This is a genomic window from Lysobacter sp. K5869 (assembly GCF_018847975.1).
Classification (GTDB): Bacteria; Pseudomonadota; Gammaproteobacteria; order Xanthomonadales; family Xanthomonadaceae; genus Lysobacter.
Genome location: NZ_CP072597.1, coordinates 1,350,551 through 1,372,799, shown reverse-complemented (window position 1 = coordinate 1,372,799; position 22,249 = coordinate 1,350,551). Strand labels below are relative to the sequence as shown.

Below are 22,249 nucleotides of genomic sequence, written 5' to 3'. Positions count from 1 at the left end.
AATCCTTCGCCCTCGGAACGGGGCGAGAAGGCGCGCTAGCGCGGCATCGACCGCCCGAACGCCCTGCGTTCGCGTCGGGACGCAGTTGCGGCGAGGACGGCCCACCTGCTGAAAAGGTGACCAATGGAAGTAGCCCCACCCACCCGCCTGAGGTAGCGTTGCCCGACAACGAACGCGAGCCGCCGTGGAAACCCAGTTCCTCAACACCTTCGTCACCATCGTCGACCAAGGCTCGATGGCCGCCGCCGCGCGCGTGCTCGGCATCACTCCGGCCGCGGTCGCGCAACAGATCCGCACGCTCGAACGCGAGATCGGCGCGCCGCTGATCGCGCGCGTCGGCCGCACCGTCAGCGTCACCGAGGAAGGCGCGCGGATCCTGCCGCGCACGCGCGAACTGCTGCGCAACGTCGCCGACCTGCGCAGCGTCGCCACCGAAAGCGAAGTCGCCGGCGAACTGCGTCTGGGCGCCTGCCCGACCGCGCTGGCCGGCATCCTGCCCGACGTGCTCGCGCGCATGGTCGAGACGTTTCCGCAGATCAACGTGTTCATCAAACCGGGCTATTCGGCCGATCTCTATCACGCGGTCGATCAGGGCGACCTCGACGCGGCCATCGTGCTGCAGGCGCCGTTCCCGCTGCCCAAGACCTGCGAATGGCAGCTGCTGCGCGAGGAACCGCTGATCGTGCTCGCGCCCGCGCACCTGGGCGACCGCGACCCGCACGAACTGCTCGCCACCCAGCCGTTGATCCGCTACGACCGCCACCAATGGGGCGGCCGTCAGGCCGACGAATACCTGCGCGCGCAGCGCATCGCCCCGCGCGAGCGCTTCGAGTTGAACGCGCTCAACGCCATCGCGGTGATGGTCGACCGCGGCCTCGGCGTCTCGCTGGTGCCCGACTGGGCGCAACCGTGGCCCGAAGGCCTGAAACTCGCGCGCATCCCGCTGCCCGACGCTTCGGCCAAGCGCTGCATCGGCATCGTCTGGTCGCGTTCGAGCGTACGCGTGCGCCTGGTCACCGTGCTGCTGCAGGAAAGCAAAAAAGCCATGCAGCAACGCAACGGCCCCAAGCCCCTGTAGGAGCGGCGTGAGCCGCGACCGCGACACCGCGCATACGGCGCGACCGTGCAAGCCCGCGGTCGCAGCTCGCGCAGCTCCTACAGCCTGAAACGAAACCCCACCGCTCTCCTACCCGCTATTTCCTCGCATTTACGTTGCAACGCAACAAGAATCCCTAACGCCTCACCCAACAAAACCTAGCCTCTGAACATAGCGCGCAACGGTTCTACGCCGCCGGGCGAACGCATAGTCTCGCCAACATCCGGGGATCGCGCGATGTCGGGGACGTCGCCACAAGGACGCGGCCACGCTGCCGTCGGGCCAACGCCGGACCCATGCGCGACGCCGCACGCGGCGCGCGCCGGCCTTCGCACCACCACGACGGAACCGAACATGCTCAAGCCACTTTCCGCCGCGATCGGCAGCGCCTTGCTGCTCTCCTTCGCCGCCGGCACCGCCCTCGCCCAGGACGCCGCGCCGGCGCCGGCCGAACCGACGCAAGCGCAGAAGGACGAGTCCTCGCGCGCCGCGGTCAACCTCGACAACGTCGTGGTCACCGGCACCCGCAGCCCCAAGGCGGTGGACAAGATTCCCGGCGCGATCACCCTGGTGTCGAAGGCCGAACTCGCGCGCAGCCTGGTGCTGACCGAAGACGCGACCGCGGTGCTGGCGCGCTCGGTGCCGGGCTACGCCGAATCCTCGCAGGCGATGAGCAACACCGGCGAGAACCTGCGTGGCCGCGTCGCTCTGCGTCTGTTCGACGGCGTGCCGCAGGGCTCGCCGCTGCGCGAAGGCACCCGCAACGGCACCTTCACCGACATGGGCATCGTCGGCCGCATCGAAGTCATCAACGGCCCGTCTGCGTCCGAAGGCATCGGCGCCGCCGGCGGCATCATCAACTACCTCTCCGCCGCGCCGACCAAGGAAGGCAACGAGTTCACCGTCATCAGCCGCTACACCACCCAGTTCAAGGACGACAGCGCGGGTTGGAAGCTCGGCTTCAACTTCGCCCGCAAGGCCGGCAATTTCGACATGCTCGCCAGCGCCTCGTTCCTGGACCGCGGCATCACCTACGACGGCAACGGCCGCCGCATCGGCATGAACACCAGCGGCTCGCTGGCCGACACCGAATCGCGCAACCTGTTCCTCAAGGCCGGCTACGACTTCGGCGAGGACGGCACCCAGCGCATCGAAGGCTCGGTCAGCCACTTCAACATCGAAGGCAAGGCCAACTACATCCAGGTGCTGGGCTGCCGCCCCGACGAGCGCGCGCTGTGCGGCGACACCCGCACCAACACCTCCGAGCGCGGCAAGATCTTCGGCTCCAAGGCCGCGATCAACGACTTCAAGCAATACCAGCTCACCTACACCCACAGCGATTTCTTCGGCGGCACGCTGACCGTGAACGGCTACAAGGCCGATCAGGAAATGCGCTACCTGCCGGAGAACACCATCGACCGCCAGGACCCGCAGCTGGGGCCGATCGGCTCGGTCTGGGACCAATCGGAGATCGTCACCAACAAGAAGGGCCTGCGCACCTCGTGGGCGCGGCCGTCGCTGTTCTCGGTCGAAGGCCTGGAACTGCGCCTGGGCCTGGATCTGGTGAAAGACACCGCGCAGCAGCGTCTGGCGCTGACCGACCGGCTGTGGGTGCCGCCGATGGAGTACACGAGCCGCGCGCCGTGGATGCAGCTGTCGTGGGACATCGGCCCGGTGACGCTGTCCGGCGGCATCCGCCGCGAGGACGGCGAACTGCACGTGGACAGCTACACCACCACCTGGTACCGCGACCGCCGCAACGTCGGCGGCGGCACTTTGGACTATCAAGAGAACCTGACCAACTTCGGCGCGGTCTGGCGCGTCGACGAGCAGTGGTCGGTGTTCGGCTCCTACGGCGAAGGCTTCACTCTGGCCAACGTCGGCATCCCGCTGCGCAACGTGCAGTGCTCGGGCGATGCCGGCAGCGTGCAGACCAACGGTTGCCCGAACGATCCGCCGATCAGCGTCGGCGATCTGCTCGACCTCAACGCCATCGTGGTCAAGAACACCGAGTTCGGCTTCAACTGGCGCGGCGAACGCGGCTCGCTGAGCGCCTCGCACTACGATTCCAAGTCCGACTACGGCCAGTCGCTGGCGATCGATCCGGTCACCAACGATCTGGTGCTGCTGCGCGCGCCGGTGCGGATCAAGGGTTACGAGTTGTCCGCCGACTGGCGCTTCAACGAGGACTGGCGGATCAGCGCGGTGTACTCGCACACCCGCGGCAAGACCTCGTTCTGGTCGGCCGACGCGTCCGGCCGCTACGGCGCGGGCGGACTCAACAGGCCGATGGGCGTGCTCGACATCAATCCCGACAAGTTCGCCTGGACGCTGACCTGGAACTTCCTGCCCAAAGCCGACGTGAGCCTCGGCGCGACCACGCTGTTCTCGCGCACGCTGTCCGGCGGCGACGTGCGCGCCTTCGACAACCGCGCCTTCAGCTTCCGCGAAAGCACCAAGGGCTACACCCTGTTCGATCTGGGCTTCAACTACGAGACCGAGCGCTACGGCAAGTTCTCGCTCGGCATCGAGAACCTGTTCGACAAGCAATACATCCTGAGCTGGTCGCAGCCGCCGGGCGGGTTCCAGAACTACTGGGCCGGCCGCGGACGCACGATCTCGCTCACCCACACCTTCAAGTTCTGATCGCGCAGCGCTCGGATCGTTCTTCGCTCCGCCGCGGCAGGGACTGCCGCGGCGGCTTTTTCGCCGACACAGGAACCGCCTTGTCCGCTCGCTCCCGCCCTCCTCGCCGCGCCTGGGCTTTGTGCGCGCTCGTGGCAGGGGCTTCAGTCCCGATGCTTTGCGCTCACGCCGCCGCGCGCGAGCCGGAAAGCATCGGGTCTGAGGCTCCTGCCGCGGTACCAGCCGGCCACGATCGCGCGTTCGCGCCTTTGCACGCGTTCATGCGCGCGGCTACCCGCCCAGGCGGTTACCTAGGCGCGGTCGCGCTGATCGTGCGCGACGGCCGCATCGTCGATTTCCGCGCCTATGGCCAGCGCGACATCGCCCGCCGCGACGCGATGCGGCGCGACACGATCTTCCGCATTTATTCGATGAGCAAGACCGTGACTTCGGCCGCGGTCATGCAATTGGCCGAACGCGGCTTGATCGACGTGGAAGCGCCGGTCGAACGCTATCTGCCCGAACTCGCCGACCGCCAAGTCGCCGTCGGCGACAGCGCCGATGCGCCGCGGCTGCGTCCCGCGCGCGGCTCGATCACGGTGCGCCATCTGCTCACCCACACCGCCGGTTTCGCCGCCGGCCTGCCGGGCGACGAACTCGCCGCCGCCGCCACCCGCCTTCACGATCCGCACGGCGCGAGCGATCTCGCCGGCTTCGTCGCGCGCCTCGCGCAGGCGCCGCTGGCCGCCGACCCGGGCACGCGCTTCGGATACGACGGCGCGGCGACCGAAACCTTGGCGCGGCTGGTCGAAGTCGTCTCCCAGCAATCCTTCGACGCGTATCTGCGCGAGCGCCTGTTCGCGCCGCTGCGGATGCGCGACACCGGCTTCGAGGTTGCGCGCGGCGCGCGCGGCCGCATCGCCGACCTCACCACCACCGGCGACGACGGCCGTCTGCGCCTGGACGACGGTCCTTCGCAACGCCGACCGGGCGCACCGCTCAATGCCTACGCCAGCGGCGCCGGCGGTTTGTACTCCACCGCCTGCGATTACGCCCGCTTCGCCCAGATGCTGCTCGACGGCGGACGCATCGCCGAGCGCTCCGGCCTCGCAGACTGCGGCGAACGCGACGCCGGGCCCGGCCCGCGCGTGCTGCGCGCCGACACCGTCGCGGCGATGCTGCGCAACCAGCTGACCATGCTCGATCCGCCGGTGCATCAGTTCGATCCCGGCGAAGGCTTCGGCTTCGGCGGCGCGGTGGTGATCGATCCGGCCAAGCGCGCCGCGCCGGCCTCGCCCGGGCAATTCGGCTGGCCCGGCGCGGCCTCGACCACCTACGCCATCGATCCGATCCGCAAAACCGTGGCGATCGCGCTGCTGCAGCACGTGCCGCGCACCGGCATCGCCGGCGATCCGCCGCGCCTGAGCAAGGACTTCTACCGTCTGGCCTATGCCGGCATCGACGCGACCCCGACCCCGCCATGAATCCGCTTCCGCCCCGCACCGTACTCGTCGCCGGCTCGGCCAACCTCGATTTCGTCGTCCGCGCCGCGCATGCGCCCGCGCCCGGCGAAACCGTGCTCGGCCGCGAACTGGCGACCTATCCCGGCGGCAAGGGCGCCAATCAGGCCCTGGCCTGCGCCCGCGCCGGCGGCGCGCCCACGCGCATGCTGCTCGCGCTCGGCGCGGACGCGCACGCCGCGCCGATCGAGCGTTCGCTGCGCGAGGGCGGCGTCGAACTGCTCGTGCGCCGGATCGAAGACCGCGCCACCGGCACCGCTTTCGTCTGCGTGGCCGACGACGGCGAAAACTCCATCGTCGTCGCGCCGGGCGCCAACGCCGCGCTGCGCGGCGACGACTTGCCGTCGCTCGACGGCGTGGCGTGGCTGTTGCTGCAACTCGAATCGCCGCTCGACGCGGTCGCCGCGTGGGCGCGGCGCGCGCGCGAAGCCGGCGTTGCCGTTGCGCTCAACGCCGCGCCCGCGCAGACATTGCCCGCCGCGCTGCTGGACGACGTCGATCTGCTGATCGTCAACGAAGGCGAACTCGCCGCGCTGACCGGCTTGAACGATCCCGATGCCGCGCTCGCCGCCCTGCGCGTGCCGCGCGTCGTGGTGACGCTCGGCGCGCGCGGCTGCATCGCCCGCGACGACGGCGAGTCGCTGCGCCAGGACGCGTTCGCGGTCGCGGCCGTCGACACCACCGCGGCCGGCGACACCTTTTGCGGCGCGCTGGTCGCCACGCTGGCCGGCGGCAGCGACTTCCAGGCCGCGCTGCGCCGCGCCTGCGCGGCCTCGGCGCTGGCCTGCACGCGACCGGGCGCGCAAACCAGCGTGCCCAGTCATGCCGAGGTCGAGCGGCTGCTGCACACTGCGGCGAGGCCGGATCTCGCGGCGGGAACTCCGATTCGGATCCCTTCCGATCCGGTCGCGCGGACCTGAAACGCCCCCCTTACCGCCTCACGACCCACGATGCCCCCCATGTCCGACTACGATTCCGCCGCCGACGCCGCCCCCGAAGCCGAGCGTGCGCGCGTGCGCAGCGAGTACAAGTTCTCCCACGTCACCACCCAGCGCTATCTGCCGCTGCCGGGCAAGGCGCCGGGTTGGCCGTTCGCCGAGATCGGCCATTGGAAGACCGACGTGGACGGCACCCTCGACGACTGGATCGAAGAGCTCAAGGACTGGCGCCGCGAGCACCTGATCCGCATCGGCTACGACGACGCGCACTACCGCCGTCCCGAACTGCAATGGGCGCAGCGCAATTTCGTGCACGCGCAGATGATGGTCGAGGACCGCTACTTCTACGATCCGGTCGCAGGCCGCTACACGGTCGACCGCTATCTGGACGATCTGGAGCGCCGCTACGGCGGCATCGACAGCGTGCTGATCTGGCCGGTGTATCCGAACATCGGCGTGGACGACCGCAATCAGTTCGATCTCGCCCGCGACTTGCCGGGCGGCCTCGACGGGCTGCGCGGCGCGGTCGCCGATTTTCACCGCCGCGGCGTGCGCGTGTTCCTGCCGACGATGCCCTGGGATCAAGGCACCCGCGACAGCGGCCAGCGCGATTGGGACTCGGTGGCCGAACTGGCCAAGGCGGTCGGCGCCGACGGCATCAACGGCGACACCTACAACGGCGTGCCGCGCGCGTTCTTCGACGCCTGCGACGCCGCCGGAAATCCGGTGGTGCTGCAGCCCGAATCGACCATCAGCGCCGAGGAAGCGCTGATCTGGAACGTGCAGAGCTGGGGCAAGAAGGCGCCGAACGAACCGGTGCCGCCGGTGGCCAAGTTCAAGTGGCTGGAACCGCGGCACATGATCAACTACGAAAACCGCTGGGGCCGCGACCGCAACCACGACCTGCAATACATCTTCTTCAACGGCGTCGGCTACAACGCTTGGGAGAACATCTGGGGCGTGTGGAACCAGCTCACCGACCGCGACGCGGAGACCTTGCGCCGCATCGCCGGCATCGAGCGCGAGTTCGCGCCGCACTTCGTCGATCTCGATTGGCGGCCGTATGCGCGCACCCTGCAGCACGGCGTGTTCGCCAGCCGCTTCGCGCACGAAGGCGCGGCGGTGTGGACCGTGGTGAATCGAAACGAATTCGATGTCGACGGCGAGCTGATCTCAGTGGCGCATATCGACGGCCAGCGCTATTTCGACCTGTGGAACGGCGCCGAACTGACGCCGCGCGTGCACGGCGAGCGCGCGACGCTGGCGTTCGCGTTGGAAGGCCGCGGCTTCGGCGCGTTGCTGGCTCTACCCGCCGGCGCCACGCGCGACGGGCTCGATGCGTTCCTGAGCAAGATGCGCGCGATGTCGGCCAAGCCGCTGCGCGAGTACAGCGCGCAGTGGAAGTCGCTGCCGCAGCGCTTGGTCGAGATCGCGCCGACCGCGCCGGCGACCGCGGCGCCGGAGGGGATGATCGAAATCCCCGCTGGCGAGTTCGATTTCGTCGTCGGCGGCGTCGAGATCGAAGGCCAGACCTGGGAGGGCGTGGACGTGCAATACCCGTGGGAGAACAGCGCGCGCCGCAACCACCGCCGCCGCCTGAGCCTGCCGCGCTACTTCATCGACCGCACTCCGGTCACCAACGCGCAATACCTCGACTTCGTTCGCGCCAGCGGCTACGCGCCGCGCGATGCGCACAACTACCTGCGCGACTGGGTCGACGGCGCGCCGCGCGCCGGCTGGGAAAATCGCCCGGTCACCTGGGTCGCGCTCGAAGACGCCCGCGCCTACGCGCAATGGGCCGGCAAGCGCCTGCCGCGCGAGTGGGAATGGCAGTACGCCGCGCAAGGCGGCGACGGCCGGCGTTACCCGTGGGGCGACGATTGGCGCGACGACGCCGCGCCCGCGCCGAACCGCAACCGTCGCGTGCGCGCGCCGGATCCGGTCGACGCGCACCCGGCCGGCGCCAGCCCGTTCGGCGTGCTCGATCTGGTCGGCAACGTCTGGCAATGGACCGACGAGTACCACGACGACCACACCCGCGCGGCGATCCTGCGCGGCGGCAGTTCGTACCAGCCGCAGACCTCGCATTGGTATTTCCCTCAGGCGTATCGCCTCGACCAGCACGGCAAGCTGCTGCTGATGGCGCCGAGCAAGGACCGTTCGGCCTGCATCGGCTTCCGCTGTGCCATGGACAGCACGCAGGGCGCGGAGTAAGCGCATGCGCGATTACGCCCCCGCGCTCGACCCGGCCGGCATCGTCCTGCGCGGCCCGCTCGGCGACGCCCTCGACGCCAACCTCGGCGGCCGCTTGTCGCATTTCATCGTCGACGAGACCAGCCCGGCGATCGCGCTGTTCGCGCCGGAACGCCGTCGCCACAACACCGAGGGCGATTGGTACGGCGAACACGCCGGCAAGTGGCTCAGCGCCGCGGCCAAAGCCGCCGCGCGCAGCGGCGATGCGCGCTTGCTCGCCAACCTGCGCCGCGTCGCCGATTTTCTGGTGTCGACGCAGGAACCCGACGGGTATCTGGGCACCTACGCGCCCGAACGACGCTTCATGCGCAAACAGCCGCCGAAACCGGTGAGCTGGGACGGCGCGCCGAGCGTTCGCACCTGGGACATCTGGACCCACGCGTATCTGATCCTCGGCCTGCTGGAAACGCATAAGCACTTCCCCGAACCGCGCTACCTCGACGCCGCGCGCCGCATCGGCGAGCTGTGCCTGCGCACGCTCAGCGGCGGCGACATCGACATCACCGACCTGGGCAACCACTTCGGCCTGTCGGCGACGGTGCTGCTCGATCCGGCGGTCGAACTGTATTTCGCCACCGGCGACCGCGTCTTCCTCGACCTCGCCTTGACCGTGCTCGGGCAGGCCGACGCGCATCCGCCGCTGGCGCTGTTGACCCGCGCGCTGGCCGGCGCCGACGCGGCCGAGATCGCGACCGGCAAGGCGTATCAACTCGCCTGGAATCTGGTCGGGCTGGCCAAGCTGCATCGCGCCAGCGGCCACGCCGATTATCTGCGCGCGGTCGAGTCGCTGTGGCGCAGCATCCGCGAACGCCATCTCACGCTCGGCGGCGGGCCGTGGGGCGGTGTCGCCCATCGTTCGCGCGAAGTGTTCAACGCGCCGGGCTCGTTCAGCCCGCAGGCGTATGTAGAAACCTGTTCGACGCTGGCCTGGATCCAGCTCAACCGCGAGTTGCTGGCGATCACCGGCGAGGCGCGCTATGCCGAGGAGATCGAACGCTCGGCCTACAACGATCTGCTCGCCGCGCAGGCGCCGGACGGCGAGGACTGGTGCTACTACGTGTTCCCGAACGGGCGGCGCGTGCACACCACGTATTGGCGTTGCTGCAAGTCCAGCGGCGCGATGGCGGTGGAAGAACTGCCGGGCGTGGCGTACGCGTTGGGCGACGACGGCGCTGTCACGGTCAATCTCTACGGCGCGGGGTCGGCGCGCATCGCGCATCCGCTCGCGGGCGCGCTGACGCTCGCGCAGGACACCGCGTATCCGTTCGACGGCGAGATCCGCTTGCGGGTTTCGCCGCAGCGCGCGGCGCGCTTCGCGTTGCGCTTGCGCATTCCGTCGTGGGCGCAGGAGGCCGGCGTCGCCGTGAACGGCTCGCCGGTCGAGGGCGAACCCGCGGCGGGCGACTACTTCGCCGTCGAACGCGAATGGCGCGAAGGCGACGAACTGATCCTCCGCCTGCCGATGCGTCCGCGCGCCCATGTCGCGCTCAATCGCAACGTGCAGGAGTCGCGCGCGCCCGACGGCAGTCCGGTCGCGCAGGAAGTGCTGCGCCACGCCTATCTCGGCTTCACCTGCGGGCCGCTGGTCTACGCCACCGGCCTCATCGACGGCTTCAAGACCGAAGAGACCGTGCGCCTGCCCGACGCGCCCGAATCCGACTGGCTGCGCTGGTCGCCGCCGGCCGGCGACGCGCCACCGCGGCTGGAGCTGCGTCTGGGCTATCGCGCACCGCTGACCTTCGAGCCGTATTACCGCGCCGGCGGCCGCAGCGACGGCGCGTGGCGGCTGACCTGGCTGTCGCTGGCGCCCGGCGACGGCGCGAACCGCGACTTCGCGCACGATGCACACGGCCCAAGCAAGAATTCGTAACGCCAGAACATATGCCGCCTGCCTGTTCGCGCGGCGCAGGCAGGCGCACAGTGGAACCGCCCCGCACCGTCGAACCGCTCAGGCTCCGCCACGTCACGCATGGATTCCCGCTCTCCTCTTCCGTCCGACTCGCAGCGCCACGGCGCCGGCCCGCTGGCCGGCGTGCGCGTGCTCGACCTGAGCGCCTACATCGCCGGCCCCTACGGATGCGCGCTGCTCGCCGATCAAGGCGCCGACGTGGTCAAGATCGAGCCGCCCGACGGCGACAATCTGCGCCAGTACCCGTCCACGCTGGTCAGCGAGAGCCGCGCCTTCCTCGGCGTCAACCGCAGCAAGCGCGGCATCGTGCTCGACCTCAAGCGCGCCGAGGACCACGCGGTGCTGCTGCGCCTGGTCCGCGACGCCGACGTGCTGGTGCACAACTTCCGCCCCAGCGTGCCGGCGCGCCTGGGCATCGACTTCGAGCGCCTGCAACTCATCAACCCGCGCTTGATCTATTGCGCCGTCACCGGCTACGGCGAAGACGGGCCGATGAAGGACAAGGCCGGCTACGACCAGGTGCTGCAAACCATGACCGGCATGTGCGCGCTGCAAGGCAAGCGCGGCGGGCCGCCGGAAATCATCTACGGCTCGGTGGTGGACTACTACGCCGCCGCGCTGCTCGCCGGCGGCGTGGCCTCGGCGCTGTACGAGCGCGAGCGCAGCGGCCTGGGCCAGTTCGTCGGCGTGTCGCTGCTGCGCAGCGCGCTGACCATGCAATCGGCGCGGCTGATCTGGGCCGAGGGCGAAGGCTTGGACATCGGCCGCGATATGCGTTCGGGCGGCGTCACCGGCATCCATCCGACCCGCGACGGGCACATCTACATCTCGGCCAACACCCCGCGCTTCTGGCAAGCGTTGTGCGAGAAGACCGGACTGACCGCGCTGGCCGCCGATCCGCGCTACGACAGCGTGCGCAAGCGCGCTCAAGCCGCCGCGGAGATCGTTCCGCAGTTGCATGCGGCGCTGGCCGCGCACACCGCGATGGAGTGGGAAACGCTGTTCGGCGACGCGGTGCCGTGCGCGGCGGCGCGGCGGATCGAGGACATGTTCGAGCATCCGCAAGTGCTGGCCGAAGGCATCGTCTCGCCGATCGAGCATCCCGGCGTCGGCCGCTATCGCGGCGTGGCGCAGTCGATCAAGTTCGGCCGCACGCCCGGGCCGGCGCCGTTCGCCGCGCCGGAGTTGGGGCAGGACACCGGGGCGGTCAAGCGCGAGTTGGACGAGAGCGGCCACGTGGCGCCGAGGCGCCGCTGATCCCTGCTTAGGTAGGAGCGGCGTGAGCCGCGACCATGGGATTGCAAGGTTGCGGCGCGACTTACGCAGTCATCGGATTGTCGCGGTCGCGGCTTGCGCTGCTCCTACAGGGGCTTCGGATCGCGCCAGGGCTACCTGTAGGAGCGGCGCAAGCCGCGACCGCGCCACCGCGCATACGACGCAATCGCCCTATCCGACCGCAGAGCTCACCCCGCGTACTTCTCCCACAGCGCCTCGAAATGCCCCGAGAAGCTGCGCACCAGATTCGCATCGTCGGTCACCACCAAATTCTCCTCGTTGCTGGTGGTCGCGCTGCGCGTCCAGTTGAAGCTGCCGTTCGCCAGCACCCGCCCGTCGAACAGCGCGAACTTGTGGTGCATATGGTACGGGCTGTCGTCGATCCGCAGCGGCACGCCCAACTCGATCAGCCGGCTCACATCGCTGCCTTCGTCGTAACGCTTGTCGTTGTCGCTGATCACCCGCACGTTCAGCCCACGCTTGTGGCAAGCCAGAATCTCATCGCTGAGCCGGTCGTCGGAGATCGTATAAACGCACACCTCCACGCTGCGCTTGGCCGATCGGCACAGCTCGCGCAGCTTGCGCAAACAAGCGTCGCCCGGGGCGAAGAACGCGCTCGACACCAGCGTCGGCGGCTCGGCCACCGCGTCCAGCGTCTTGACCACCTGCTCCAGCCAGCGCAGCGAATCCAAGGTGCTCGGCGGCTGCGCCAGCATCAGCTCGCGGGCCATGTCGAAGGCGCGGTTGCGCAGGTAGCGCACGCGGTCGGCCGGCAATCGCGCGCCCAGCTCGCGCAGCTCGAACTTCTCCTCGTTGTCCAGGAGCAGATCGGCGACGCTTTCGCGCAAGGTACGGTCGAGTTCGGCGAAATCCATCGCGCCCGTCCTCATCGTTGGATCCGGCCGTTGAGCCGGTCGGCGAATTCGTTGAGCGCGCGCTGCAGTTCGCGCTGCTGCTCGGTCATTTCCGCGCGGGTCGGCGCGTCTTGGACGTCGCGCTCGCCGAGTCGCTTGAACAGTTCCACCATCGCCGCATTGACCCGCTGTTGACGTTCGTCGTTGTCCTGAAAGCGTTCGGCCAGCGGCGCGAACGCCTGTTGCAGCTGCGGGCCGAGCCCGCTCAAGGCAGAGCTCAGCGCCGCGCTGGCATCGGCGGGCGGTGCGGTCTCGGGCTCGCTTTGCGCCGCGGCGATGCGCTCCAGCGCCGCCAGCAACTGCGGCCACGGCGCAGGATCGGCCGGCTTGGCTTCGGCCGCCTTGGCCTGCGCCGCGCTCGCGCGGCCCGCGGCCGAATCCAGTGCGCGCACGCTCTCGACCAGATCGTTGAGCTGCGCCACCACGCGCCCGCCGACGTCCGCCTCGCCCGCGCCCATCGCCTTGTTGCGCAGGAAATCGCGCTTGATCTGCGTCCAGCGCGCGGCCTGCTCTTCGTTGTGCACGCCGCGCAGTTCGCCGAGCTTGAGCAGGTTCTCCTCGGCGCCGGACGTCAGCAGCTGCGCTTCGCCGAGGTAGTGATCGCCGATCAACTGCTGCAACTCGGCCGCGTTCATCACCGGCGAAATCTTCTCCGCCAGCTTGTTCATGTTGCGATAGCTGCCTTGCAGCTTGAACGGCGGCTCGGTGCGGTAGGTCTCGGCCTGCGCGGCGCTGGCGATGTACTGCTGATTGACCCGGTAAACCACGTCGCGCACCTGCACCAAACGCTCCAGGGTCGCGACGATCTCGTTGATCTCAGCGCCGCTGTAGGCGTGGCTCAGCTCGTTGGCCGAGAACGACTTGCCCTGCGCCTTGTCGATCAGCTTGTACAGATCGCCCATCTCGCGCGTCGCCAGCGGCGCCAGCACCGGATTGGAGGTCAGGCTGTTCTCGATGTAACTCAGCAGGAACGCGTGCTCCATGCCGCCGAGCACGTCGCCGAGGTTGTAGATGTCGGCGCGGTTGGCGAGCATGTCCGGGATCTTGAACACCTCGCCTGACTCGGTGTACGGGTTGCCGGCCATGACCACGCAGAACTTCTTGCCGCGCATGTCGTAGGTGCGGGTGCGGCCCTTCCACACGCCCTCGATGCGGCGGGTGCCGTCGCACAGCGAGATGAACTTCTGCAGGAACTCGGGATGGGTGTGCTGGATGTCGTCGACGTACAGCATCACGTTGTTGCCCATCTCCAGCGCGAGATTGAGCTTCTCCAGTTCCTGGCGCGAGGTCGCGTCCGGCGCCTGCGCCGGGTCGAGCGAGCGCACCTCGTGGCCGAGCGCGGGGCCGTTGATCTTCATGAAGATCAGCCCGAGCCGGTGCGCCACGTATTCCATCAGCGTGGTTTTGCCGTAGCCCGGCGGCGAAATCATCATCAGCAGACCCATCAGGTCCGAGCGCTTGCTCTCGCCGACCGTGCCCATCTGCTTGGCGAGGTTGTCGCCAATCACGCCCAGATAAACGTCGTTGATGAGCTTGTTGCGCACGAACGAGCTCAGCGGCCGCGGCTTGAACTCGTCCAGGCGCAGCGCCGCGCGCTCGCGCGCGACGATCTCCTGACGCAGCGCCTGATACTTCTGGAAGCCCGGCACGAAGCGCTCGCGGTGCTGGCGCAGCCGCGCCGACCAATCGTCCACGGCCAGTCGCATGCGGCCTTCGCGGATGCGCGGGTGTTCGCCGAGCAGGCCTCGCAGGTCGGCGCCCAACTCGGTCTCGCTGGTGGTTTTCGCGAACCCATCGTCGAGCAGCAACAGCGCCGCGGCCTCCGCCGCATACGCCGCCTGCGCGGCGAGTTCCGGCGTGCGCGCCAGCGCGTCGATCCAGTTCATCGCCAACGCCCAGCGCGCGGCCGGGCGTTCGCGCAGCGATTCGAGGGTGGCGGCGAAACCGTCCCACATCCGCGCCGCCGACAGTTTCTCGCGCAGCGCCGCGAGCAACTGTCCGGCGTAGCGGCTGAACGCGAACTTCGGCTGCGGCGCCGACAGTTCCAGCACCAGATACTCGGCCGCGCGCGGCGTCAGCGCCGGATCGACCGGCATCGTCTGCACCTGCGCCCACTCGGCCAGCGCCGCCGCGACTTCCGCGCGCAACGCGGCGAGGCCGTCGCCGCTGCCGAACAATCGCTGGATGTCCGCTGCGGTCCGCGCCCGTTCCGGCCAGCCGGCGGCATCGCCCTGTCCGCCCTGCAACGACCAGAAATAGGCCGCCAACGCGCGCGCGGCCGGCTCGTAACTCAAGCTGCCGGCGCTGTCGCGCAGCGGCAGCAGCGCTTGCAGGATCAGCGCGGCATCGTGGTCGTGGATGCCCTTCTCGTAACCCTCGCGATAACGCGGCGCGGCGAAGTCGCGGATCGTGCGCGCCAGCGTTTCGGGCTGCGCCAGCTGCCCGCGCAGCAAATCCAGGCTCAGATTCTCGCGCCCGGCTTCGGCGGCTTCGATCGCCAGCCCCGCCAGATACTCGCCGCGGTACAGCTGCGGCGATTCGGAATCCATCGACACGCCCCAGTAATCGCGCGCCGCATCCAAGCCCGCTTCGTTGATCGGCTCGAAGAAATCCGTGCCGGTCAGATGCAGGTTGAGCGCGTCGCCGCGCGGCATCAAGGTCAGGTCGAGCTCCTGAGTGTTGACGCTGAAGCGATGGCGCGGGCCGAGCTTGATCACGCCGCCGCCGTCCTCGAACAGCTCGGTGCGGTCCCGCAGCGCGCGCACGGCCTGATCGCGCGCGCCCTTGAGCCGCGCCTCGACGTCGTCGGCCTTGACGTTGTCCTTGAGCGCGCGCAGACGCTCGGCCAGTTCGCGCAACTTGAGGATCAGCGCGTCGCCGGCGAAGAAGGCGTTGAGCTCGTCGCTGCCGGCGAAGCGCGCGGTGCGGCGGCCGAGGCCTTCGAGAATGCGGGTAGCGGCGTCCATCACCGCCTGCGCCTTGCGCTGGCGTTCGTCCAGCAAGGTCTGCTTGTGCGCCTCGAAGGTCTCCAGCAGCTCCTCGCGCTTGGCCAGGATGTCGCCGAGGAAGGCTTCGTGTTCGCCGAACTGGCTTTCCAGTTCCTCCAACTGCACCAGCAGGCGCGAGAGTTGTTCGTCGGCCTTTTCCGGATCCTGCGCGAGCGCCAGCGCGCTGGCGATGCTCTGGCCGAACAGGGTGAACTGGGCGCCGAACTGCGCCACCGATTCGGCCGAACCCAGCTGTTTGCGGCGTTGATCGGCGCGCGCCTTGGCTTGATTGAGCTTGGCGTAGATCTCCGAGATCGCCTCGACCACGCGCGTGCGCTGGGTGGCGTCGTCGACCTTCAGCGTCGCCATCAGCCCCGACAGCATGTCCAGGTCGCCGGACATCGCCTGCATCCGAGTCAGCGGCTCGGCCAGCTGGGTCACCGTGCTCGCGGCCTGGGCCTGCGCGTCCAACGTTTTGAGCGTCTCGCCCAACGGCGCCAGCGCCTTGTCGCCGGCCAGGAACGCGCCGGTGGCCGCGCCGATGCGCTCGTGGGCGGCGATCAGCGCCTGCTCCATTTCATCGATCTTGGCTACGTCGATGTAGCGGTAGTCGCGGATGGTCAGCAGGTGCCCGCGCTGCGCGGTCAGGCCGTTGAGCGCGTCGACGAAGGGCTGCACTTCCTCCCAGTTCTCGGGCTGCAGCGTGTCGAACAGCGCCTTCTGCTTGCTCTGCGCCTCGCGCATCGCGCGCTCGGACTGGCTGCGGATGCCTTCGACTTTTTCGTATTCGTCCAGCACCGATTCGGCGGTCGCGGCGATCTCGCGCAGCAATGGCGCCACTTCGCCGCAATGCGGGTCGCTGAGCCAATGGTGGGCGTCGAACAGGCGCCGGGTGTTCTGCGCGAGCAAGCCGTAGCGCTGCGCCGAGACCTCGGTGGCCTCGATCTCGCGGCTCAGGCTGATCAACTCGGACATGCCGCGCACCAGCTCGGCGTTGCCGATCTTGCCCATGAAGCTGTTGCCGGCCGGCTGCCGCGCCGCGTACTCCTCGCTGGCGTACGGCGTCTGCCACACCTGCATCGGATGCACGCGGGTCGGCTCGTCGCTTTCGGTGGCGAAGATCACCATGCGCCCGTCCTCCAGGCGCGCGTAGCCGTGACCGAAGATCGGCGTCTGCAGGCGCCGTTCGATCAGGTTGTAGGTGAACATCGCGGTGCGGCCCTGTTCGGGCTCGTAGAACAGGTACATCACGTCTTCGCCGTTGGGCGAGCGGATGTTGCGCTTGTAGCGCATGCCCTCCATCGACTGGTCGAAGCGCTTGTGCTCGCCGTTCTGCAGGTAGTAGCCGCCGGGGAAGATGATGCCGTGGTCTTCCGGCAACTGGATGCAGGCCAGCCCGATCTCGTCCAGGCGCGCCACCTTGCGGGTGAGCGTGTTGAACACGAGGTAGCGCCACTGCTCCTCGCGGTACGGCAGGATCTTGAGCAGGATCAGGCTGCCGACCTTGGCGAAGTCGACCTGCGCGTCGTCCAGCGACTGCGTCTTGTCCTGCACCGGCTCGCGGTAGATGCCTTGTCCGTCCTCGGTGTTGTTCTCGATCTTGACAGTCAGATCGCCGTTGACGGTTTCCACGAACACGCTGTCGAGGATGTTGAGGTGCGGATGGCGGCCGTTGACGACCATGTCGCGCCCGGCGCGGGTCCACTCGAAGTCGTACGGCGCCGGCAGCGCGATGTCGCGCTCGCCGCGGTTGTCGATGTAGCGCACCTCGCCGTCGGGCGAGACCGACCAGCGGAACACGCGCAGATCGCTGATGCGCTCGCCGATCTGGAACGCGGCCAGCAGCTTGCCGTCGCGCACGATCAGCTGGATCAGCCGGGTGTGCTTGTAGTACGCGTAGAGCTCGCGGAAATCGTTGGCGAAGCTGTCGATGCCGAGGAAGCTGCCCTTGAGCTCGACCGGGGTGACGTCGTAACCCTCCGGCCCTTGCACCAGCTTGTACAACGAGAACACGTCGGCGACGACGGTTTCTTTCTTGAGCCCCATGAACACGTTGTAGCCGAACACGAGAAACTCGCCGACCTGGACGATGTCGCGGGCCACGCAGTTGTTCTCGGTGCGGATGCGGAAGCGCCCGACCACGTCCATCTGGCTGCTGCCGAATTCGCTCAGCCGCTGCTGGTTGAGCCCATCGGCCAGCGCGCGCAGCTTTTGGCCTTGCTCGCTCAGGCGCTTGCTCAGCACCTCGTAGGCGCCGCCTTGGGCGACGGCCTGATCGACTGCGCTGGTGTCGCCAGCGAGGGGTGCGCCCGCGGCCGCAGCCGCGGCGGGCTTGGTGTCCGCCATGTTCCGTCCTACCGATCGGGCCGGCGGCGCGAACGCGCGCCGCCGGCGTCACATCGATGCGCCGCCGTCGCGGCGGCGCATTCCTTGGCTATGCGCGCGCTCAGGAATCCAGCGCGGCGGCGCCGTCGGCCTTGTCGGCCGGCTTGGGTTCGGCCTTGGCCAGGATGCGCTGCAGCACGTCCTGCACGATCGGGCTCTTGCCGGCCACGCCTTCGATCGCCTTGCCCACCGATAGCGCCTTGGCGAAGGAATCGAAGAACGCGCCCTCGCCGCCGACGATGTCGATGTTGGCCTTGCTGAGCGCGGCCGACAGCACCTCGGACTGCTCCTTGGCGATTTCCTTGTTCGCCTCGATCCCGGCGATGGCCTGCTCGAAGCTCTTTTCCAGCTGCATGCGGAACTCTTCGTGCGCGCGCGCCTGATCGCTGAGCGAGTCGAGCGCGCCGAACTTCTGCGCCAAGCCCTCGGCTTCGGACTTGAACTTCTGCAGCAGCACCTCGGCTTCCGACAAGCCCAACGCCTGAGTCGCCTTGGCCTTAGCCGAGCCCAGTTGCTCTTCGCCGCGCGCCTGCGCGAACAGGTTCTCTTCCAGCACCTTGGCGTCGGACAGGCCCTGCTTCTGCTTGGCCTCGGCCTGCGCCTCGATCACCCGCGCCTGCGCCAGACCCTTCTCCTGCTCGCCCTTGGCTTCCGCGCCCAGGGTTTCGGCGATCACGCGCGCCTTGGCCAGGCCTTCCTTCTCGGCCGCGGCGGCGGTGACTTCGCGCACGCGCGCATCGGCCAGACCGGGCGCGGCGCGCTCGGCCTCGATGCCTTCGGCCAACTTCTTCTTGGCCTCGGCGGTCTTGCCGGCGGCCTCGAACTCGGCCTGCGCCAGCGTGGTCATCTCCACCGCCTTGTGCTTGGACGCGGTCTCGTCGGCCTCGGCCTGCTTGACCTGACGCACCAGTTCTTCCTCGGCCAGCGCCTGCGCGGCGAGCACGGCGACCTGCTTGGCGCGGTCGGCCTCGGACACCTGACGCACTTCCTTGATCCGCTCTTCTTCCTGCGCCACGGTCTTCTCGACCGCGATGCGCTCGCGGATGACGTTGGCGATTTCCTTGCGCTGTTCTTCCAGCGCGCGCTCCTTCTCGATCCGGTTGAGCTCGACCTCGCGCTCGCGCGAGACCACTTCCAGATCCTTGGCGCGGGTGACCTTCTCGACCTCGATCACTACCGCGCGCTGGCGGTTCTGCTGCGCCACTTCGACTTCGCGCTGGCGGTTCTGCTCGCGGATGTCGATCTGCTCCTGCGCGGCGATGCGCGCCTGCTCGGCCTTGAGCCGCTCTTCTTCCTGGACCTTGGCGGTCTCGGCCTGCTCGCGCGCCTGGATGGTCTGGATCTCGCGCTTCTGCCGCGCCTCGGCGTCGGCCTGCTGGCGTTCCAGCGCCAGCATCGCCTCGCGGGTCTCGACGTTCTTCTTGGTGATCGCCAGCTGCTCGTTGCGCTCGAGCTCGTTGGTGATGACGTTCTGCGCCGCGGTCAGCTCGGTGATCTTGCGGATGCCCTCGGCGTCGAGGATGTTGGTCGGATCCAGCGAGGCCTTCGGCGTCTGCTCCAGGTAATCGATCGCCACGTCTTCGAGCACGTAGCCGTTCAAATCGTTGCCGATCACCTCGATGATGCGGTCGCGGAATTCCTGGCGGTTCTCGAACAGCTTGACGAACTCGATCTGCTTGCCGACGGTCTTGAGCGCCTCGGAGAACTTGGCGTTGAACAGCTCGTTGACCGCGGTGCGGTCGGAGGCGCGGTCCACGCCGATGGCCTTGGCGACCTTGAGCACGTCCTGCTGGGTCTCGTTGACGCGCAGGTAGAAGGCGACGGTGATGTCCGCGCGCATGTTGTCGCGGCAGATCAGACCGTCCTTGGCGCGGCGGTCGACTTCCAGGGTGATCAAGGAGATCTTCATGAACTCCTTCTTGTAGATCACCGGATAGACCAGCGCGCCGGTGAAGTGCACCTTCGGCGTCGCGGACATGTCGTTGACGATCAAGGCCGTGCCCTGCGGCACCTTGATGTAGAAGGCCTTGAACATCAACAGCATGACGAAAATCATCAGTACGACGACGACGATGGCGGCGCCGACGATCATCAAGTTGCCCATTTGCATCTCCCTATGACACGACTGCATGTCGCGGCCGACGAGGCGGCGACGGTTCGGTGGCGAGCGGCCGCGCTCAGGCGCCGCGGAATTCGTCCTCGCTGACCGCGCGGTAGGCGTTCTGGTCTTCGAGGTATTCGATCAAGACGACGCGGTCGCCGCGCTGGAAGCGCTGCGGATCGTCGTCGCGGATCTGCAGGATCAAGCCGGCGCCGCCGTCTTCGACGCTGGCGGTGCCGGTGGCGCGGTTGACCGGGCTGCGGATGGTCGCGACCTGACCGAGGATCGGCCGCGGCGGGCCCGGCTGCATCTTGCGCAGCAGTTTGCGCACCGGACGCAGCGCCAGCGCGGCGACCGGCAGCGAGATGCAGAAATTGACGAAGATGATCGCCGCGCCGGCGGCGATGCGCAGCGGCGTGCCGGGCACCAGCCGCAGCAAGTAGATGTCGGCGTAATAGGTCAGGATCCAGCCGACCAGCACGATCACGCTGACGACCACGGTGATCGGGATGCCGCCCAAACCCAGGCGCATCAGCGGGTCGAAGATGCCGTGCTGCGGATGGTGCGCGCCGTCGGCCAGGGTGTGATCGCCGAAGCCGTGCGCGCCGTGGCCATGGCCGTCGCCGCCGATCCAGCCGTCGATCATCTCGCCGCCGGCCAAGCCCAGCGCCGACAGCAGCCAATAGCCCACCACCACGCCGAGCAGGACGGTGTAGAACGCCGTCGGCAACGTCAGAATCGTGCTTAGAAAATCGCCCATTTCGTCTCCCTCCCCGCGTGCCGCGATCCCGGCGGCGCCTCCATGGAACCGGACGACCCTATGCCGGCCGGCCTTGCTTTTCGCTTCGCTCAGCCGGGCAATTTCTGCCGCAGCCGCGCCAGCACCGCTTCGGCGCCGGCGTCGTCGGGCATGATCCCGGCGTCGCGCAATTTCTTTTCCAACGCGTCGCCGCTGTCGTGGCGCGCCAGTTCCGCCGCCGCTTCCATGCGCGCGCCGCGCTCGGCTTGCTTCTGCTTGATCCGCGCCAGCGAATCGACCGCGGTCTGCAAGCGGTTCTGCGGCCCGGCGTAACGCTGCGCCACCGCCGCTTGCGCGCGCTGCATGCTCTCGGTCGCCTTGACCGTGTCGAGCTGCTGCTTGAGCCGGCGGATGTTGCCTTCGGCCATCGCCACCGCCTTGCGCAGTTCGGCGACGCTGGCGGCGAGCTGGCGCAGATGCGCCTGATCGTCGGCGCGCGCGGTTTCCAGCGCGGCGATCTTGTCGGCGACTTCGCGCGCCAGCGCGTTCTCGCCCGACTCCAGCGCCTTGATCGCATAGCCTTCGTATTCGGCGATCTTGTCCGCGCCCTCGTTCCAGGCGCGCTCGGCCAGGGTGTGGCGCGCCAGCAGGTGCGCCAACGATTCGCGCGACTGGCGCAAGTCGATGTCGCAGTCGCGGATTTCCTGATCGAGGATGCGCAGCGCCTGACTGTCGGCCCAGGCCTCGCCGAGTTCCTGCGCGCCGGCGCGCACCGAGGTCAGCAGCTTGCTCCAGATGCCGCCGTGCTTGTTGCTCATCACGCGGCCTCCAGCAACTGCGTCTCGTAGGCCTCGGTGGCCTTGATGACGTTGTCGGCGAGGGTTTCGATTTCGTAAAGCACGTTCGACAGCGACGAGGACGCGCTGAGCGCGCCGAACATCATGTAGACCGCTTCGCCGTCGGCGAGGGTCTCGATGCCGATGGTCGAGAGCGGAAACACCTTGTGGGTGCGCAGCACTTCTTCGTTGAACGCGTTGGCGTCGCGCACGTGCGCGACCGGCCACAGCAGCGCCTCGACCACGATCTGCTCGCCGACCACCGCCAGGAACAGCGGCAGGTCGCCGTATTCGGCCATGACCAGATGCAGGCTCGGCTCGGCGCCGTCGATCAGTTCGATCTGCGAGTCGCCGTAGACGAATTCCTCGGTCTGCGAGAGAGCGTCGAACAGCCCCTTCGCGGTCCAGACCTTGCCGTCGTTCATGTCCCTCTCCACTTGTCCCCGTCCCGAGGCCGCGCCGCGCGGCTGCCGCATCCGCTTTTCCACCGCCAGCAGTTCGTCGCCGAACTCGGGCAGCACCCACAGCTCTTTCTTCACCAAGCCTTTCTCGCGCAGGCGTTCGCGGTGGCGGCGCTGGTAGTAGGCGGAGGATCGGCGTTCCATGCGGACCAAGTTAGAGGATTACATGTGACATTGGCAAGATGTCACATGTGAGAGCCGACGAGCGGC

13 protein-coding genes are annotated in these 22,249 nt (G+C 68.4%); 7 read left to right on the top strand and 6 right to left on the bottom strand.

What is annotated here, in order from left to right:
• Positions 1-184: 184 nt before the first annotated feature.
• The 7 genes from J5226_RS05865 to J5226_RS05835 all read left to right on the top strand — a co-directional run bounded on the left by J5226_RS05865 (position 185) and on the right by J5226_RS05835 (position 11,598).
• The gene (locus J5226_RS05865) at positions 185-1,078 is read left to right on the top strand and encodes a LysR family transcriptional regulator (protein ID WP_215838914.1); all 894 of its coding nucleotides are present in this window, start codon (positions 185-187) and stop codon (positions 1,076-1,078) included.
• A gap of 372 nt (positions 1,079-1,450) precedes the next feature.
• Complete coding sequence (locus J5226_RS05860; RefSeq protein ID WP_215838913.1) at positions 1,451-3,742, top strand: TonB-dependent receptor; 2,292 nt, start codon at positions 1,451-1,453, stop codon at positions 3,740-3,742.
• Positions 3,743-4,002: 260 nt separating this feature from the next.
• A complete protein-coding gene (locus tag J5226_RS05855) occupies positions 4,003-5,205 on the top strand; it encodes a serine hydrolase domain-containing protein (RefSeq protein WP_215838912.1) in 1,203 nt (400 codons plus the stop codon).
• The gene (locus tag J5226_RS05850; protein WP_215838911.1) at positions 5,202-6,161 is read left to right on the top strand and encodes a ribokinase; all 960 of its coding nucleotides are present in this window, start codon (positions 5,202-5,204) and stop codon (positions 6,159-6,161) included. The genes J5226_RS05855 and J5226_RS05850 overlap by 4 nt, the downstream gene beginning before the upstream one ends.
• A 39-nt stretch (positions 6,162-6,200) precedes the next feature.
• A complete protein-coding gene (locus J5226_RS05845) occupies positions 6,201-8,393 on the top strand; it encodes an SUMF1/EgtB/PvdO family nonheme iron enzyme (protein WP_215838910.1) in 2,193 nt (730 codons plus the stop codon).
• Between the two features lie 4 nt (positions 8,394-8,397).
• Positions 8,398-10,302, top strand: coding sequence for a beta-L-arabinofuranosidase domain-containing protein (locus J5226_RS05840; protein ID WP_255323008.1), 1,905 nt, complete (start codon positions 8,398-8,400; stop codon positions 10,300-10,302).
• A gap of 99 nt (positions 10,303-10,401) precedes the next feature.
• The gene (locus J5226_RS05835; RefSeq protein ID WP_215838909.1) at positions 10,402-11,598 is read left to right on the top strand and encodes a CoA transferase; all 1,197 of its coding nucleotides are present in this window, start codon (positions 10,402-10,404) and stop codon (positions 11,596-11,598) included.
• Positions 11,599-11,804: 206 nt separating this feature from the next.
• Here the strand turns inward: J5226_RS05835 and J5226_RS05830 are convergent, their stop codons facing one another.
• From J5226_RS05830 to J5226_RS05805, 6 genes are all read right to left on the bottom strand, one after another.
• Complete coding sequence (locus tag J5226_RS05830) at positions 11,805-12,506, bottom strand: phospholipase D-like domain-containing protein (RefSeq protein WP_215838908.1); 702 nt, start codon at positions 12,504-12,506, stop codon at positions 11,805-11,807.
• A complete protein-coding gene (locus J5226_RS05825; RefSeq protein ID WP_215838907.1) occupies positions 12,503-17,863 on the bottom strand; it encodes a DNA repair ATPase in 5,361 nt (1,786 codons plus the stop codon). Before J5226_RS05825 ends, J5226_RS05830 begins: the two co-directional genes overlap by 4 nt.
• Positions 17,864-17,963: 100 nt before the next feature.
• Positions 17,964-20,006: a flotillin family protein gene (locus J5226_RS05820; RefSeq protein WP_255323007.1), complete on the bottom strand. Its 2,043-nt coding sequence runs from the start codon at positions 20,004-20,006 to the stop codon at positions 17,964-17,966.
• Positions 20,007-20,079: 73 nt separating this feature from the next.
• Positions 20,080-20,763 (bottom strand): hypothetical protein, encoded by a 684-nt coding sequence (locus J5226_RS05815; protein WP_215838905.1) that lies wholly within the window; start codon positions 20,761-20,763, stop codon positions 20,080-20,082.
• 89 nt (positions 20,764-20,852) lie between these two features.
• A complete protein-coding gene (locus tag J5226_RS05810; RefSeq protein ID WP_215838904.1) occupies positions 20,853-21,560 on the bottom strand; it encodes a PspA/IM30 family protein in 708 nt (235 codons plus the stop codon).
• Entirely contained in the window at positions 21,560-22,183 is a 624-nt protein-coding gene (locus tag J5226_RS05805) for a YjfI family protein (protein ID WP_215838903.1), read from the bottom strand. Before J5226_RS05805 ends, J5226_RS05810 begins: the two co-directional genes overlap by 1 nt.
• Positions 22,184-22,249: the final 66 nt, after the last annotated feature.

What these genes read in the sequence shown, in the direction of transcription:
- J5226_RS05805 (WP_215838903.1), bottom strand. Translation starts at nt 22,183, where the DNA reads ATGGAACGCCGATCCTCCGCCTACTACCAGCGCCGCCACCGCGAACGC.
- J5226_RS05845 (WP_215838910.1), top strand. Translation starts at nt 6,201, where the DNA reads ATGTCCGACTACGATTCCGCCGCCGACGCCGCCCCCGAAGCCGAGCGT.
- J5226_RS05820 (WP_255323007.1), bottom strand. Translation starts at nt 20,006, where the DNA reads ATGGGCAACTTGATGATCGTCGGCGCCGCCATCGTCGTCGTCGTACTG.
- J5226_RS05855 (WP_215838912.1), top strand. Translation starts at nt 4,003, where the DNA reads ATGCGCGCGGCTACCCGCCCAGGCGGTTACCTAGGCGCGGTCGCGCTG.
- J5226_RS05810 (WP_215838904.1), bottom strand. Translation starts at nt 21,560, where the DNA reads ATGAGCAACAAGCACGGCGGCATCTGGAGCAAGCTGCTGACCTCGGTG.
- J5226_RS05840 (WP_255323008.1), top strand. Translation starts at nt 8,398, where the DNA reads ATGCGCGATTACGCCCCCGCGCTCGACCCGGCCGGCATCGTCCTGCGC.
- J5226_RS05860 (WP_215838913.1), top strand. Translation starts at nt 1,451, where the DNA reads ATGCTCAAGCCACTTTCCGCCGCGATCGGCAGCGCCTTGCTGCTCTCC.
- J5226_RS05830 (WP_215838908.1), bottom strand. Translation starts at nt 12,506, where the DNA reads ATGAGGACGGGCGCGATGGATTTCGCCGAACTCGACCGTACCTTGCGC.
- J5226_RS05850 (WP_215838911.1), top strand. Translation starts at nt 5,202, where the DNA reads ATGAATCCGCTTCCGCCCCGCACCGTACTCGTCGCCGGCTCGGCCAAC.
- J5226_RS05825 (WP_215838907.1), bottom strand. Translation starts at nt 17,863, where the DNA reads ATGGCGGACACCAAGCCCGCCGCGGCTGCGGCCGCGGGCGCACCCCTC.
- J5226_RS05815 (WP_215838905.1), bottom strand. Translation starts at nt 20,763, where the DNA reads ATGGGCGATTTTCTAAGCACGATTCTGACGTTGCCGACGGCGTTCTAC.
- J5226_RS05835 (WP_215838909.1), top strand. Translation starts at nt 10,402, where the DNA reads ATGGATTCCCGCTCTCCTCTTCCGTCCGACTCGCAGCGCCACGGCGCC.